The 14,910-nt window shown below is 59.7% G+C and carries 13 protein-coding genes; 6 read left to right on the forward strand and 7 right to left on the reverse strand.

Annotated features, from left to right (window positions below; genetic code table 11):
* Window positions 1-70: 70 nt before the first annotated feature.
* Window positions 71-997, reverse strand: a complete 927-nt coding sequence (locus ACTG27_RS07500) for an electron transfer flavoprotein subunit alpha/FixB family protein (RefSeq protein WP_439979426.1) — start codon at window positions 995-997, stop codon at window positions 71-73.
* Window positions 994-1,746: an electron transfer flavoprotein subunit beta/FixA family protein gene (locus tag ACTG27_RS07505; RefSeq protein ID WP_439979427.1), complete on the reverse strand. Its 753-nt coding sequence runs from the start codon at window positions 1,744-1,746 to the stop codon at window positions 994-996. The genes ACTG27_RS07500 and ACTG27_RS07505 overlap by 4 nt, the downstream gene beginning before the upstream one ends.
* A 169-nt stretch (window positions 1,747-1,915) precedes the next feature.
* On the opposite strand from ACTG27_RS07505, the gene ACTG27_RS07510 reads away from it, so the two are divergent.
* The 3 genes from ACTG27_RS07510 (at window position 1,916) to ACTG27_RS07520 (ending at window position 5,410) form a co-directional block, all read left to right on the forward strand.
* Window positions 1,916-3,559 carry an electron transfer flavoprotein-ubiquinone oxidoreductase gene (locus tag ACTG27_RS07510; protein ID WP_439979428.1) on the forward strand — a complete coding sequence of 548 codons (1,644 nt, stop codon included), beginning with the start codon at window positions 1,916-1,918 and terminating at the stop codon, window positions 3,557-3,559.
* Window positions 3,560-3,852: 293 nt separating this feature from the next.
* Window positions 3,853-4,800: a magnesium/cobalt transporter CorA gene (corA, locus tag ACTG27_RS07515; protein WP_005337059.1), complete on the forward strand. Its 948-nt coding sequence runs from the start codon at window positions 3,853-3,855 to the stop codon at window positions 4,798-4,800.
* A gap of 148 nt (window positions 4,801-4,948) precedes the next feature.
* Window positions 4,949-5,410, forward strand: coding sequence for a DUF2919 domain-containing protein (locus ACTG27_RS07520; RefSeq protein WP_019445541.1), 462 nt, complete (start codon window positions 4,949-4,951; stop codon window positions 5,408-5,410).
* A gap of 12 nt (window positions 5,411-5,422) precedes the next feature.
* Here the strand turns inward: ACTG27_RS07520 and ACTG27_RS07525 are convergent, their stop codons facing one another.
* Window positions 5,423-6,142 (reverse strand): hypothetical protein, encoded by a 720-nt coding sequence (locus ACTG27_RS07525; RefSeq protein ID WP_371878974.1) that lies wholly within the window; start codon window positions 6,140-6,142, stop codon window positions 5,423-5,425.
* 296 nt (window positions 6,143-6,438) lie between these two features.
* Here ACTG27_RS07525 and ACTG27_RS07530 point away from each other — a divergent pair, with 296 nt between their 5' ends.
* Window positions 6,439-6,990: a lipoprotein gene (locus ACTG27_RS07530; protein WP_005337065.1), complete on the forward strand. Its 552-nt coding sequence runs from the start codon at window positions 6,439-6,441 to the stop codon at window positions 6,988-6,990.
* Window positions 6,991-7,185: 195 nt separating this feature from the next.
* Window positions 7,186-9,183 (forward strand): hypothetical protein, encoded by a 1,998-nt coding sequence (locus ACTG27_RS07535; RefSeq protein ID WP_439979429.1) that lies wholly within the window; start codon window positions 7,186-7,188, stop codon window positions 9,181-9,183.
* Window positions 9,184-9,266: 83 nt separating this feature from the next.
* Here ACTG27_RS07535 and glgC read toward each other — a convergent pair whose 3' ends face one another.
* A complete protein-coding gene (gene glgC, locus ACTG27_RS07540; RefSeq protein WP_005337070.1) occupies window positions 9,267-10,541 on the reverse strand; it encodes a glucose-1-phosphate adenylyltransferase in 1,275 nt (424 codons plus the stop codon).
* Between the two features lie 189 nt (window positions 10,542-10,730).
* Here glgC and ACTG27_RS07545 point away from each other — a divergent pair, with 189 nt between their 5' ends.
* Window positions 10,731-12,371 (forward strand): EAL domain-containing protein, encoded by a 1,641-nt coding sequence (locus ACTG27_RS07545; RefSeq protein WP_376867475.1) that lies wholly within the window; start codon window positions 10,731-10,733, stop codon window positions 12,369-12,371.
* On the opposite strand, the gene ACTG27_RS07550 is transcribed toward ACTG27_RS07545, so the two are convergent.
* From ACTG27_RS07550 to ACTG27_RS07560, 3 genes are all read right to left on the reverse strand, one after another.
* The gene (locus ACTG27_RS07550) at window positions 12,334-12,828 is read right to left on the reverse strand and encodes a hypothetical protein (RefSeq protein WP_042055706.1); all 495 of its coding nucleotides are present in this window, start codon (window positions 12,826-12,828) and stop codon (window positions 12,334-12,336) included. The two genes, ACTG27_RS07545 and ACTG27_RS07550, sit on opposite strands and share 38 nt — an antisense overlap.
* A gap of 175 nt (window positions 12,829-13,003) precedes the next feature.
* A complete protein-coding gene (locus tag ACTG27_RS07555; RefSeq protein ID WP_005337077.1) occupies window positions 13,004-13,366 on the reverse strand; it encodes a DUF2750 domain-containing protein in 363 nt (120 codons plus the stop codon).
* Window positions 13,367-13,546: 180 nt separating this feature from the next.
* Complete coding sequence (locus tag ACTG27_RS07560) at window positions 13,547-14,851, reverse strand: inosine/guanosine kinase (RefSeq protein WP_005337079.1); 1,305 nt, start codon at window positions 14,849-14,851, stop codon at window positions 13,547-13,549.
* Window positions 14,852-14,910 lie beyond the last annotated feature (59 nt).

A 14,910-nucleotide genomic window follows, 5' to 3' on the forward strand; every position in this document is an offset into this window, starting at 1 on the left:
TGCAGGGAACATGCACAGAAATGGCGGGCAGAGCGCATAAACGACCACAGCTCAGCCATTTCTGACAAATTTACAGTTTGGCGGTGAGCTCCGGCAGCAGAGTGAAGAGATCCCCCACCAGCCCGTAGTCCGCTACCTGAAAGATGGGGGCATCGCTGTCCTTGTTGATGGCCACGATCACCTTCGACTCCTTCATCCCCGCCATATGCTGGATGGCGCCCGAAATACCGACCGCGATATAGAGCTCGGGCGCCACCACCTTGCCGGTCTGCCCCACTTGCAGATCGTTGGCGACATATCCTGCATCAACGGCGGCTCGCGATGCCCCCACGGCGCCGCCCAGCTTGTCGGCCAGCGCCTCAATCAGGGCAAACTGCGCCTTGGAGCCCAGAGCACGGCCACCTGAGACAACCACCCGGGCGGCGGTCAGTTCGGGCCTGCTGGAGCGCACCGCGCGGCGCTCGACCAACCGGGTACGACCAGCGAATTCGGGCACGGCCAAGTGCTCGATGGGAGCCTGCCCGCCCGTCGCCGCCTTGGCAAACGCGGTAGCCCGCACCGTCATCACTTTGACGGGCGCCGAGCTTACAACTCTGGCAATGGCATTGCCCGCATAGATGGGGCGCAGGAAGGTGTCGCTGCTCTCGATAGCCGTCACCTCGGAGAGCATCTCCACCCCGAGCCGAGCCGCCACTTGTGGCAGCAGCGCCTTGCCCATGGCACTCGCCGCCATCAGGCAGTGGCTGTACCCCTGACACCAGCAGGCCAGCAGCTTGTCCACCCCATCCAACAGCCCGTCGGCCAGCCGGGAATGTTCGGCAAGCAACACCTTGTCGACGCCGCCGAGAGCTGCCGCCTGTTCACCCGCCTCGGTCAGCCCCTGCCCGAGCAACAGCAGGTCAACCTGGCCGCCGATGGAGACGGCGGCGGTGACCAGTTGTGCCACGTTGTCGGCCAGATGGCCCTGATGATGTTCGGCAATGATCAGCACGCTCATGGCAGCACCTTCGCTTCGTGTTTGAGTTTGTCCACCAGCTCGTCCACCGAGCCCACCTTGATCCCGGCGCTGCGGGCTGGCGGCGCCATCACCCCGAGCAAACGGGTCTGGTTGGCCACCTCAACAGCGAGTGTCGAGAATGGAGCACTATCAAGCGGCTTGCGCTTGGCCTTCATGATGTTGGGCAGCGAGGCAAAGCGCGGTTCATTCAAACGCAGATCGGCGCTCACCACCGCAGGCAACGGCATGCCGAGGGTCTCGAGGCCACCGTCGATTTCGCGAGTCACCAGCAGCTCTCCCGCTTCCACCTTGAGGGCGGACGCGCAGGTCGCCAGCGGCCAATCATTGAGGGCAGCCAGCATCTGGGCCACCTGATTGTTATCTGAATCGATGGACTGCTTGCCGAGCAGCACCAGATCCGTCTGCTCCTGCTCACACACCTTGTGCAAGGCGCGGGCGACAGTCAGCGGGGTGAGCGTCTCATCGGTGACATAATGCAGCGCCCGATCCGCCCCCAACGCCAGCCCATGGCGCAGTTGCTCGGCGGCAGCGTCAGGGCCGAAGGTCACCACCACCAGTTCGCTGGCAACCCCGGCTTCCCGCAGCCTGACCCCCTCCTCCACCGCAATTTCACAAAAGGGGTTGATCCCCATCTTCACATTGGCCAGCTCCACGTCGGAGCCGTCTCCCTTCACCCGGATCTTGACGTTGTAGTCGACTACCCGTTTGATTGCGACCAGCAGCTTCATGGGGTCATGCCTCGTCTCTTTGGATTGAATTCATTAGTGTGCCTCTGCGTTTGTTGCAGTACGCTCTTCCCTGATTTTTTGCTTTTTCTTGCTCAGTTTTGCTTACAACTGCTTTACGTTTACGTAAACTACCAGCATTACCCTAGGCCAACCAGAGCGCAGAGGCAAGATGGAACGGGAAGCAATGGAATTTGATGTCGTCATCGTCGGCGGCGGTCCGGCGGGGCTCAGTGCAGCCATCGCCCTGAAACAGCAGGATGCCACTCTCTCTGTCTGTCTGCTGGAGAAAGGGGCGGAAATTGGCGCCCATCTGCTCTCCGGCGCCCTGTTTGATCCCGTCGCCTTGCAAGAGCTGCTGCCGGATTGCTGGCAGCAAGCGCCGCTCGGCGTGCCGGTCAGCGACGATCAGGTTCATCTGCTGCAAAGCGAGCAACACTCCATGCAACTCCCCGCTTGGGCGGTGCCACCCCGGATGCACAATCAGGGTTGCCACGTGCTCAGTCTGGGCAATCTTTGCCGCTGGCTTGGCCAACATGCGGAAAAACTGGGAGTCGAAATATACCCGGGATTTACCGCCAGCGAACTTATCATGGAAGCGGGCCGGGTCAAGGGGGTGATCACCGGCGATCTGGGGCTGGATCGGGAGGGCAATCCAAAAGCTGATCATGTGCCCGGGATGGCACTGCTCGGCCGCTACACCCTCTTTGCCGAAGGGGCCCGAGGCCATCTTGGCAAACAGCTGATCGCCGCATTCAATCTGGCAAGCCCTGCCCAGCCCCAGCACTATGCCATCGGCTTCAAGGAGCTGTGGCAACTGCCTGCAGGGCAAGGCAAAGCGGGACAGGTGCTGCACGGCAGTGGCTGGCCCCTTGGCAAGCAGGGGGGCGGCAATAGTCACGGCGGTTTCTATCTCTATCACATGGAGGGGGATCAGGTGGCGGTCGGGCTGATTGTCGATCTCAACTACCAGAATCCCTGGCTCAGCCCGTTCGACGAATTCCAGCGCTTCAAGCATCACCCGCTTATCGCCGGCGTGTTGCAAGGGGGTGAACGCATCAGCTATGGCGCCCGCGCCATCACCAAGGGGGGCTGGCACGCCCTGCCCCGCATGCACTTCCCAGGCGGCCTGCTGATCGGCTGCGATGCCGGCACCCTCGACTTTTCCCGCATCAAGGGGATCCACACCGCCATGAAATCGGGGATGCTGGCGGCAAAAACCGTCGCGATGGCCCTGCGGGGGGGCGATGAGGGAGGCCGGGATCTGGTCCAGTATGGTGACGAGCTGCACCAGAGCTGGCTGGCCCGCGAACTCAAGGCGGCGCGCAACTTCGGCGCGGCGCTTCACCGCTATGGTCCCTGGTTGGGCGGTGCCTTCAACTGGCTGGAGCAACGGCTGTTTGGCGCAAACTCGCCCTTCAAGCTGCTTGATAAGGCTCACGACTACCGTCAGCTGCGCGTGGCCAGCCGCTGCGAGCCCATCCATTATCCCAAACCCGATGGCAAGCTGAGCTTTGACAAACTCTCGTCTGTGTATCTGGCCAACACCAGTCACGACGAGGATCAGCCTTGTCACCTCAAGCTGCAGGACGAGCGCATTCCGATCGAGGTCAATCTGCCCACCTGGGCAGAACCCGCTCAACGCTACTGCCCTGCAGGGGTGTTTGAAGTACTGGAAATGGAAGGCGCGGCCAAACTGCAGATCAACGCCGCCAACTGTATTCACTGCAAGACCTGTGATATCAAGGATCCCAGTCAAAACATCGTCTGGACACCACCACAGGGAAGCTCCGGGCCCAATTATCCGAATATGTGATGAAGCGGGGCAGCGGCAACAAGCAGCCCCAGCTAGCCCTCCCCCAGCCAAAGGCTGGGTTCTACCCCGCATAGCCGCTCAGGTGATCCGACCTCGCTGTTTTTTTGAACAAACAAGCTGAATCCCTGATGAATAGCCCCTGACAAGCGCGGCCCGCCCCTGTATAGTTCGCCGCATTCAGGTTTTCCATCGGCCCGATCTGCTTATCCACGGGATCGCCTTCTGCAGCGATCTAAGGCCGCATGACCTGTGCAACCATCCCTGATTACCCATGACTTTTTAAGGGGGGACAGATGATCACCGCCTACATTCTCAACAACAAGGTGCTGGACATAGTCACGCTCGGGCCTGACGACATAGTACCTGACAACACGGTCTGGCTGGATGCCTACAAGCCGGACACGGCAGAGCGAGAATGGTTGACGGGCCTGTTCCTGGAAGAGGTCCCCGACAAGGAAGAGCTCGACGACATCGAAGCATCCGCCCGTTTTTACTGGGATACCGATGGTCTGCACATTCACTCCCTGTTTCCCCAGCGGATCGGTCGTGACACCAAGGGTGTCCACGTCTCCTTTACCCTGCGCAACAACCTGCTGATCAGCATTCGTGAAGATGACATCGGGCTGGTGCGCCTGCTGCGTCACTATATGCGCCAAGATCGGCTGGAGGTGGAGGATGCCCTCGACATCCTGCTGGAGGTGCAGAACCTCAAGGTGGAGTACCTCTCCGACCTTATCGAAGATGGTTACAAGACCTTGGAAAACACCGCCGATCAGATCTTCGAGCCGGATCAGATCAACCCCATGCTGAAAGAGTTGATGGCACAGGAAGAGGCCAACGGCCAGATCCGTCTCTCTCTGCACGATACCCGCCGCGCCCTGCGTTTCCTCAAACGCAGCCTGCGCCAGCGCATGAGCCTTGAGCAGAACAAGTGGATCGACGAGATGCTGCACGACGTGGAGTCTCTCTTGCCCCACACCCAGTTCCTGTTCGACAAGATCAACTTCCAGCTGGAGGCCTCCATGGGGGTGACCAATCTGGAGCAGAACAAGGTGATCAAGATCTTCTCGGTGGCCGCGGTCATCTTCCTGCCGCCGACCCTGATCGCCAGTATCTACGGCATGAACTTCGGCCGCATGCCGGAGCTCGCCTGGGAGTATGGTTATCCCATGTCACTGGTGCTGATGGTGATGTCATCGCTCGGCACCGGCCTCTTCTTCAAGCGCAAAGGCTGGCTGTAACGCCGCCGACGCACGCTGCGATATCTGAAGAAACGGATTGGGGGGCATGGCCCCCCGATTAATTTGCGCCACGCCCAACGCCTTGCAAAGGACGCTTCGTCGCCCCATATCCCTTCCATCACTCAATTCAAGTGGATAACGGGCAACCATGACCCTCTACCCCGAACACCGATATGACGATCACGGCCAGTTGCGCCCGCCTCTCTGGTTCTGGCCCATCGCCCTGTTGCTGACCCGCTCGGTCTGGCTCTTTTTGATGGCAGGGGTCACCCGCGAGAGCGGCAGCGAGATCCTGACCCTCTTCTATCCGGACAAGATCACCCTCTACATCAGCCTGCTGACCGACGTGCCCGCCATGCTGGCGTTGCTCGCCTGCGGCGGCACCTATCAGCAAACCCAAAGCATTCGCGCCAGACTCCGGCGCCACAGCCCGCTGCTGCTACTCTGCTCTGCCGTCAGCGGCCTGCTGATGCAACTGCACAGCCTCAATCTGCAAAAGTGGTCGTTCAGCTGGCCCACCGCACTGGTGCTGGTCGCCAGCCTCTGGGCGCTCTGGTATCTGCTGCGCAGTCGCCAGTTGCGCGAATATGCTGCCGATGAGCCCCACTAACGGGGCTGATACCTATTGACGAGTGACCCGGATCTGCAGGGTCTGGCGCTCGCTCTGGCTGCCTCGCCCCCCCTGTAGCTGGGTGCCGAGGCTACTCCCCTGATCCGCTGAGCTGGTCGAGAGCTCCCCCACCGTCAGCCACTGGCCCGGGGCCCCGCTCACCTCGGTGGCACTCTGCCCACGATTGATGGTGCCCTGATCCAGCCTCGCCTGTTCGCTGCTCAGCGCAATCTGCACCCGATCCCCAATCAAGGTGGCCGTGGCATAGAGGCCGTTCACCAGCGGCATCATCCCCACCACGGCTCCCCCATTCCACTGATAGAAGGTGACCGGTTGATAGGAGCCCATCTGCAGCAACACGGGACGGCCCGACAGCCCGCGCACCTGCCAGCTGTCGTTCTGGCTGCGCTGGTACTGCCGGGCGTTGCCATCGACCAGCCACTGTCGCTTGGCCTCGTCGCGACTGATTGAGCCCCCCAGTTGCTGACCGCTGGCGGCACCATCGACCCGCCACTCGATAAGCAGGCTTTGCGGTGGCTGGTTGACCTGCGCCAGCGTGGCTTCGGCCTCCTGCAGCTGGGCTGGCGTCCCGCTCAGCACCAGCTGATTCCCCATGGCACTCACCCCAAGCTGGGGATAGATCTCCTTGAGGGTCTGCACCGCCGCCTGCGCCTCGAAGACCGGGATCACTTTCACCTCAGCCCACAGCGACGGGCTCCACAGTCCCATCATGCAGCCAAGCCACAGCAGCGCCCTGCGGCCAACCTTGCCCATCCGAACCATTACGCTCTCCTCGTTCTCTGTGCTCTTCTCACACTCTGTTCTCTTCTCTCTGCTTAAGGCGTAGACCTACGCCTGCAGCCAACAGCTCAGCCCTATTCCGCTCACCCGTCGATGATGAACCCGGCGGTTGCCAAAAAACAATCGGGAATGCAGCAACTCCGTGATTTCTCACGGTATGAGGCTCTCATTCCACGCCCGTTATCGCGTAAGATAGCGCCATCATAGTTGCCCAAGCGGAATCCATCATGTTGAAACAGCTGTTGTTACTCCCCCTCGCCCTGCTGCTGGGAGCCTGCTCCCTGACCCAGTACAACGTCAGCGAGGCCGAAATCAACCAGTACCTCAAAGATCAGGTCTCTTTTGAAAAACAGCTGGGGATCCCCGGCATCATGTCGAGCAAGATCCGTCTGGATGAGATGCAGAGCCGTATCGGCCGCAAACAAGCAGATCGCATCGAGCTGGACGCCGCTGGCGACCTGCAGGTGAGCAGCCCCCTTGGCAGCCAGCAGATGAAGATCCGCTTTGCCCTGAGTGCCCGCCCGGACTATGTGGCCGATCAGGGCGCCATCTATCTGCGCGATCTTGAGCTGGTCTCGGTCAAGACCGAGCCGGCCGATATCGGGGCCGCCCTCACCCCGCTGCTGCCCACCTTCAATCAGTCGCTCTCCCTGTTCCTGTCGCAAACGCCGGTCTACCGCCTCGACAGCAGCCGCAAGAACGAAGCCAGGATCAAGGAGAAGGTCGAAGCCCTCAAGGTAGAGCCGGGCCGTCTGGTCATCCCGTTCAAGCTGCTCTGATCGCCGTCGCACCGGCACTTTCATCGCAATAAACAGATAACCGTCCTCTTCGACAGCGCACATCCGGTTCAACGTGCAGCCGAATGGGGCGGTTTTTTACTTCTCAAGTCCCCGCCAACACAGCATAATGCAGACCATTCTCATTTAGATTCGTCATGAGAAGCGTCAATAATAAAACCAATGGTGAGAAGGGACATGAGAAAAACCGTACTGGTTCAGGCGATCGCCTGCGCACTGATCAGCGGCGCCGCACACGCTGCCGTCAAAGTCGAAGACAAGACATTCAATACCGCCGCCAACATGCTGGCCTATACCGAATTCGAGCTCTCCGGTGAGCCGCTGGCCGAAGCGCTGGGGCTGGATCTGGACGTGCTGGATGCCAACCGTGCCGATGAGCCAACCCCGTTCGACTTCGCTGCCGGCATCGAATCCTACGAATACTCCGAAGAGGCGATGTACGCCCTCAACTACCAATCCGGAATGGGCCCGCATCTGGTGAACGGGCCGCAAAACCTGGCCCGTGGCGGCACCATGGCCTCTCTGGGGCAACGGGTGTTGGCCATGGCCGATGCCGTTGGCTTCCCGGCTGATGAAGTGCCGCAGGGCATGTATCCCCTCTCCCTGCCCTACGCCTCTGCCAATCCGGAGTTTGCCCAGTCCGTTAACGCCACTCCGGTCAATGGCGACCAGATCACCATCAAGACCGCCAAAGGGACCGAGAAGACCGTCAAGACCCAGGTGCCCGCCTACTTCCGTGACTACAGCACCCTGCGCTGGAGCGGTAGCGACAACCTGCTGGTGCCCGCAGCGGTGGGCGGCATCCTGCTCAAAGAGGTGATGTGGTCCCAGGACTTCCTCGGCGGCATGCACGTGGCCGAGACCGATGAAGAGGTAGAAGCCGCCTCCGCCACCATGGATCAGGATGGCAAACACAAGCTGGGCGTCTCTGCCGCCGATGGCTTCAACGGCATGATGCTGACCGAGCAATCCATCGACAAGCTGGCCATCATGCAGAACCAGCTTGGCTTCGATGGCAAACAACTGGGCGCCAAGATCATCCCGCAGTACGATCCGGCCAAGGGCGTGATTTACTTCCCCCATCAGGTGAAAGTGACCGAAACCAGCAACAACGATGCCGGTGCCATCGGCAAGCTGGAGGTGGTGGATGGTTCCGCCCAGCTGCGCGATGCCTGGATGATGCTGTGGCCGCTCTCCGAGTTCTATGCCTTCAGCGATCAGCGCAGCGCCAACACCAACCAGAACCCGGCCTTCCACGCCGTGTTTGACGGTGCGCCGTTTGCCGCCGCACCGGCTGCCAACAAGGTCAATGACCTGGGCAAAGCGGTTGCGGGCAGCGATGCCTTCTCGCTGGCGATCAACCTCTCCAACCTCACCTTCAAGAACCTAGCGGCCCTGCACTTTGATGCCAAGGCTGGCACCCTGGTCAACAGCTGGCAGGCAGGCAAACAGGGCAAGCACGTCACCACCTTTGACGCCGCTTACGCACTGGTCGCCCTGCAGATCTTCCAGCGCGCTCAGGATGCGCTGCCGGTCGGTTACGCCGCTGGTGACAATGGCGAACTGAACCTCAAGACCAAGCAGGGTCAAGAGGCGCTCGACTTGATCCGCAAACAGGCCGATTTCATCCTTGCCAACCTCAAGGGCAAAAATGGTCTGGTGCATGACGGCATCACCCTGGGTGGCAAGCTCGATGCCGGCCACTCCATCGATGCACAGTTCGCCGCCATCCGTGGTCTGACTGCCGCCTTCCTCGCTACCTCCGATGCCAAGTACCGCACCGCTGCCCGCGAGCTGTTCATCGCCACCGACAAGGCCTACTTCAATGCCAAGGCGGGCACCTGGCTGGCGGGTAAACAGGGTGAATACACTCCCTGGACCCAGGCTGCCATCTCCGGCGCACTGCGCTCAGCCATGCTGAACCTGCGCAACGAAGGGGCCGAGAAGGCGCCCGAGCTGGAGCTGGCCAAGCTGACCGGTCAGTACGTCAGCTGGTTCCGTGGCACCGTCAACGGTGGCATGCAGATGGCCGAGTGGATCGGTGACTCCGGCGAGAACATCATCGAAGGTGCCGGCAGCGATACCGACGAAGATGGCGTACCGCAAGTGACCGCCGCCGGTGGCAAGCACGGCACCGCCATGGTGATGGCCGCCAAAGCGGTGGTCAGCGAATAATCCTCGCCATTCACCAGCATGAAAAAGGGAGCCAACTTGGCTCCCTTTGCATTACAGCGTCTGACACAGTTTCAAGGACTTCCTCAAACCAGCTTGTCCAGCATCTCCTTGGTCACCAGCACAATCCCCTGCTCGGAGCGGTAGAAGCGGCGGCTATCCTCATCGGCATTCTCGCCCACCACCAGCCCATCGGGCAGCACGCATCCCTTGTCCACCACCACCCGGCGCAGACGGCAACCGGCGCCAATCTCGACCCCGGGGAAGATGATGGCCTGATCCAGGGTGCAGAAGGAGTGCACCCGCACATTGGTAAAGAGCACCGAGTTGAGCACAAACGACCCGCTGACGATGGTACCGCCCGAGAACATGGAGTTGATGGTCATGCCATGCTGACCATTGCGATCCTGCACGAACTTGGCCGGTGGCGTCAGGGTCTGGCTGGTCCAGATGGGCCAGTTCTGATCGTAGATGTCGAGCTCGGGCAGCACGGATGCGAGATCCATGTTCGCTTCCCAGAACGAGTCCAGCGTACCCACGTCACGCCAGTAGGGCTTTTGCCCCTCGCGCGCCCCGACACAGGACATGTTGAAGGGGTGAGCAAATGCCATCCCCTCCTCCACGATGCGGGGGATCACATCCATCCCGAAGTCGTGTTTGGAGTCCTGATTGTGAATATCCTCCTCCAGCAGTTGGTAGAGGTACTCCGCCTCGAAGATATAGATCCCCATGGAGGCCAGCGAGCGATCTTCGCAACCTGGCATGGCGGGCGGATTGGCCGGTTTTTCGACGAAGGCGCGGATCTTGCGCTGCTCGTCGATATCCATGATCCCGAAGGCGGATGCCTCAGCCCGCGGCACCTCGATACAAGCGACCGTCACCTTGGCACCGAGGCGCACATGATCGAGCAACATGGCGGCGTAATCCATCTTGTAGATGTGATCCCCCGCCAGCACCACCAGATATTTGGGGCCGTAGTCACGGATGATATCGACGTTCTGGTAGATGGCATCGGCGGTGCCGCGATACCAGTGCACCTCGTCCACCCGTTGCTGGGCAGGGAGCAGGTCGATGAATTCGTTCATCTGGTAACGCAGGAAGGACCAGCCCGATTGCAGGTGACGCAGCAGGCTGTGAGATTTGTATTGGGTGACTACACCAACGCGGCGGATCCCCGAGTTGATACAGTTGGAGAGCACAAAATCAATGATCCGGAATTTGCCACCGAAATGGACGGCAGGCTTGGCGCGGTTGTCAGTCAACTGCTTCAGGCGACTACCACGTCCACCCGCCAGCACCAGTGCCATACTCTGGTTCAATAATTGTCGTGCTTTGGCACTATTTTCGGGCTCTAACAACATGATTTACCTCTGCCTTGTTTGATCTATTTTCAACTCATCTTCGCCTGTTTCGGCACCTGTGAAAGTGGTTTCACTCACATTTAACCGATCTCAATTGACCCTTTTCACCGAGTTGCGAGGAATAGCATGCTTTGCTCCGCCAGCTTGGTTAAAATTCCCCCACAAAGCAGCCACTTCAAGGATGACAAGATGGTTCACAAGCTCGGACGTACCCTCTTTCTGATCGCCACCATAGTGACCATACCCCTGCTGTTCCTGCAAGCAGTTTGGTTGGCCCTTCAGAGCACACCGCTCACATTGGCCATTATTCTGGCCACCACACTGCTTGGCATGATCCTGCTGTTGATGCTGGCCATCCGCACCATGGATGGCATGCTCCAGCATCAGGAGCTCACCTGGGTCAAGGCGATCAGGGGACGGGATCCCTCACAACTCGATGAGCCCGCCTCCCAGGAGGTGCTGCAACAGCTGCTGGAACAGTTCGAAAGCGCCGAGCAGAGCGCTCATCGCCAGCTGACCGAGCTCAGCAACCTGGCCACCACCGACGAGCTGACTCAGCTTCTCAACCGCCACGCATTTCGCCGCGACATGACCGAGTTGCTGCAGCGGGATCAGGACACCCAGACCGCGACCCTGGTGCTGATCCGTGCCACCGAGCTTGGCAAGATCAACGCCCAGCGCGGATTCCAGTCTGGTGATGCCTACATCAAGGACATGGCGGCCCTTATCAAGCGGGTGGTAAGCCGCTTCCCAGGCAATCAGGTCTACCGCATTTCGGGGGCTGATTTCGCCGTGCTGGTGCAACCGGTGGCCAATATTCCTCCCCATCTGCTGGGGCAGGATTTGAAGGTGGCCTTCGATCACTATCAGGATCAGCACGAGCTGGAGAGCACCGGTTACTCGGGGCTGACCAAGCTCAGCAGCGGCCAGAAAATTGAAGCCGTGCTGGCCAGAGCGGATCTGGCGCTGGCTCGCGCCCAGACCGAAACCATCAACGGCTGGGCCATCCAGCAGGATGACAGCGCCTCCGATCTGCAGGGCCAACACCACTGGCGCGACGTGCTGACCGACGTGCTGGCGCAGGAGCGACTCAGCTTTACCTACCAGCCGATCCAGCCCCTGCACCGCAGCATGCTGGCTTACAACGAGATCTACACCCGCTTCAGCGGCAATGACGGCACCGCCCTGCCCACCGACACCCTATTTGCCATGGCCCAGCGGCTGGATATGGTGATGCGGCTGGAGCAGCTGGTCATTACCCACATCATGCGTCAGTACCGGGCCTTTGGTGCCAACCAGAGTCGCTGGGGGATCAACCTCTCCCCCAACCTGCTGCAAAACAGCGCCTTCCTGATCTGGCTTGACCGCCAGCTGCTCAAAGATCCCAATACCAGCGCCAATCTGGTGTTCGAACTGGATGAAGAGCATCTGGAACGCAACCTGACCGGCGCCAAGCGGGTGTTTGAACTGCTGCGCCGCAACGGCAGTCGCTCGGCGATCGCCAATTTCGGCAAGGGGATCGGTTCCTTTACCCTGTTTCGCGAGCTCAAGCCCGACTACATCAAGCTGGACCCGGCCCTGATCACCGGACTGGAGCAGGATCAGACCAACCAACAGTTCGTGCGGATGATCGTCGATGTATCACATCGGATGGGGTGTCAGGTCATTGCAGAGGGGGTGGAACAGCTTGGCCAGAAACAGCTGCTGCAGGGGATGTATGTGGATGGCTTGCAGGGCTATCTGATCGCCCGGCCGCAACCGCTGCGACCGGATATCAGCCAGCTGGGGCTCTTTACTGAGGATGCTTCAGCTTCAAAAGGGTCAGAATGATGTCATTGAGCTGGCGATAGCGCTCCAGCTCTTTTTGATCGTAACGGGTCGCCAGCGTGGTGGGGTTGTGGCGATTCTTGAGGTAACGGTTGATTTGCAGGCGATTGAACCCCGCCACCTGATAGACCTGGCCAAGCAGGGTATTGAGCTCATCGTGCTCCAGACCGGCTCTGGCCAGATAGTCCCCATCGGCGGGACTCTCGGTCTGGTGACTCCACTTGCCAATGCGACCGCTCTCTTGCAGATAGCTGAGCCACTGCTCGATATAGAGGGGTTTACACCCCGCCAACAGGTTGAAAAAGCCCACCGCATCGCAACGACAACCACTCAGGAGTACGACCGCCAGCTGATCATCATCACACTGGAAGGTCACAGGCCCGGCTTGCGCCCAATCCAGCGCCTGCACCCGAATGCTGGCCTTCTCACCCGCAGCTCCCGTTACGTCGAATACAAACATGGCGCTCCTCCCTTGGCAAAAGGTTGATGATGGACCATCCCCCTGACAGGTGCAAAGGCAAATCGGCTTTTAACTCATCAATCGGGCCATTCGACCATAAAAAAGACCGGCACCCTCACGGGTGCCGGTCTTTGTCCCGATGGCCTGTGTGTTCAGGCCATCAATGGAGGCGCTTTCAGGCGTCCAGTTCAACCAGTGCCTTGGCCAGCTCGATGGGTTCGAGCTCCTGGCCTTCCAGATCGGCGTTCCAGTTCGGGCCGACCAGTACATCGTCTTCATCCAGATCGTTGATCCAGATATCGAGAAACTCTTCCAGATCGATCACTTCCGGCTCGTAATCGGCCCACTCGTCGACGCAGTGCAGACGGGCGTCCTCTTCGGCAGACCAGAGCGGCATCACGTCGGCATCTTCAAATTCGGCGGAGCGGCAGACGACCCAGTCTTCCCCATAGCGCAGACCCCACACCTGACCCGACTCGCGGACTTGTTCGATAAACAGTTGGAAATTGGCGTCAAGGTTGTCGTTAAGCATGCTCATGGGATTCTCTCTTTCTTTCGGGTGCTGCGGTATTGTCGGGCGACAATACGATGGCCAAATGGTGTCGCAAAAGTGACATGGACTCAAGCATATTGGGGTTATTCCGGGAAAAAAGCCGGGATAACTCATATTTGCCTGCAAAAACGCCTCCCGATGGAGGCGCCTTGCAGATTCAGGAGATCAACGCTCCCAGTAAACCTCTTCCAGACTGTCCTCTTTCTCCGGCAAACCGCGGGAGAGACGGGGACTGCTCTGGGCCAACACCTCGTAGCTGACGCGGTTGGCGTATTTGCATACCTGAGCCAGTGAGGAGTAAGTCAGGAACTCGGAGATATGCTTGGCGGAGTTGGGCACATTCATTCGGTGATAGGAGTTGGCCACCATGTCGTGCAGCACGGCGGAAAGGGCGCCATCCCCTGCCCCGTTGGTGTTCTTGATCTTCTCCGGGCCCCCCATGTACGGGGAGATGTGGGAGTAGATACGGGCCGGTTTGCGGCACTTGGCCCGGGCCATCGGGCGGCTGAACTCATACATGTTGAACTCGGGGATAACGCCGGGCAACAGGGTATGGGTGGTCTCGCGCTTGTAGTCCTCGTCGGTATAACTCGCCATGTAGAGGCCGATGGGGCCAGCAGTACAGAGCACCATATCGGCCCAGTCGAGCGCCTTGTCGGCAGCACCGAGCGGATCAGCGATGCCGGTCAGGGCTTCCCCTTCGTCTTCGTTCATCGCCAGCACGGTCACGTTCTCGGCAATGAAGTCGCGCCACCACTGGGGATTTTCGTCGATGACGAAACGGGTGCCCAGGGTCAGCACCACGGGAATACCGGCCTCACGGGCATAACGCACCGCGGTCATGGCCGCCTCTTTCATCGGATCACCATCGTCACCGCGTACCAGATAGGCGGTGATCACCAGTGCAGACGCCCCTTTGATCACATCCTCCGGAATGTGCTGCACATCCAGCTGGTTCATCTTGCCAGCGTTGATACCGAAGCTGCGCTCGCCGCACTCGGTAATGAAAGTGAAGCAACGGCCGATGGGGCCATCAACCGGCTGCAGATAGTCCAGATTGACGCGGGAAGAGGTGTTACACAGATAACGGTAGGCGTAGCAGCCGATGCGAATGTCCTGACTCATCACACCCAGCAGGATGGAGTGGGAATCGGCCAGTACCGAGTAGTTGTGTACCGTGTTGCCAATGGTGCCACCGGCAAACTCGCTCACCACCATGTTATTGGCCTTGAGCTCGTCATAAATCCGTTCGGCCACGTCGTCATTGATGACGACGGAGTGTCCCTTGCTCAGACCATAACGGGTCAGAAAGTCTTCATCCACATGGGCTTCGATATCAACCAGGGTCTGATCAATCCCGACCACGTAGGCTTTGCCCAGCTCGGTTAACAGGGGATTTTGCGGAACCAGGGGATCGCGTCTGTCGACAGGGAAGTAGTGTTTGGACTTGCGCTGACCGGGAAATTTCATGGCAATGTTCTGTGCTCTGGGGGAAAGAGGGGCGGGATTTTAACACAATCCGCCGCCCC

It is taken from the genome of Aeromonas sp. 97A (genome assembly GCF_051919185.1).
GTDB classification, from domain to species: Bacteria; Pseudomonadota; Gammaproteobacteria; order Enterobacterales; family Aeromonadaceae; genus Aeromonas; species Aeromonas veronii.

What these genes read in the sequence shown, in the direction of transcription:
- ACTG27_RS07500 (WP_439979426.1), bottom strand. Translation starts at nt 997, where the DNA reads ATGAGCGTGCTGATCATTGCCGAACATCATCAGGGCCATCTGGCCGAC.
- ACTG27_RS07505 (WP_439979427.1), bottom strand. Translation starts at nt 1,746, where the DNA reads ATGAAGCTGCTGGTCGCAATCAAACGGGTAGTCGACTACAACGTCAAG.
- ACTG27_RS07510 (WP_439979428.1), top strand. Translation starts at nt 1,916, where the DNA reads ATGGAACGGGAAGCAATGGAATTTGATGTCGTCATCGTCGGCGGCGGT.
- corA (WP_005337059.1), top strand. Translation starts at nt 3,853, where the DNA reads ATGATCACCGCCTACATTCTCAACAACAAGGTGCTGGACATAGTCACG.
- ACTG27_RS07520 (WP_019445541.1), top strand. Translation starts at nt 4,949, where the DNA reads ATGACCCTCTACCCCGAACACCGATATGACGATCACGGCCAGTTGCGC.
- ACTG27_RS07525 (WP_371878974.1), bottom strand. Translation starts at nt 6,142, where the DNA reads ATGATGGGACTGTGGAGCCCGTCGCTGTGGGCTGAGGTGAAAGTGATC.
- ACTG27_RS07530 (WP_005337065.1), top strand. Translation starts at nt 6,439, where the DNA reads ATGTTGAAACAGCTGTTGTTACTCCCCCTCGCCCTGCTGCTGGGAGCC.
- ACTG27_RS07535 (WP_439979429.1), top strand. Translation starts at nt 7,186, where the DNA reads ATGAGAAAAACCGTACTGGTTCAGGCGATCGCCTGCGCACTGATCAGC.
- glgC (WP_005337070.1), bottom strand. Translation starts at nt 10,541, where the DNA reads ATGTTGTTAGAGCCCGAAAATAGTGCCAAAGCACGACAATTATTGAAC.
- ACTG27_RS07545 (WP_376867475.1), top strand. Translation starts at nt 10,731, where the DNA reads ATGGTTCACAAGCTCGGACGTACCCTCTTTCTGATCGCCACCATAGTG.
- ACTG27_RS07550 (WP_042055706.1), bottom strand. Translation starts at nt 12,828, where the DNA reads ATGTTTGTATTCGACGTAACGGGAGCTGCGGGTGAGAAGGCCAGCATT.
- ACTG27_RS07555 (WP_005337077.1), bottom strand. Translation starts at nt 13,366, where the DNA reads ATGAGCATGCTTAACGACAACCTTGACGCCAATTTCCAACTGTTTATC.
- ACTG27_RS07560 (WP_005337079.1), bottom strand. Translation starts at nt 14,851, where the DNA reads ATGAAATTTCCCGGTCAGCGCAAGTCCAAACACTACTTCCCTGTCGAC.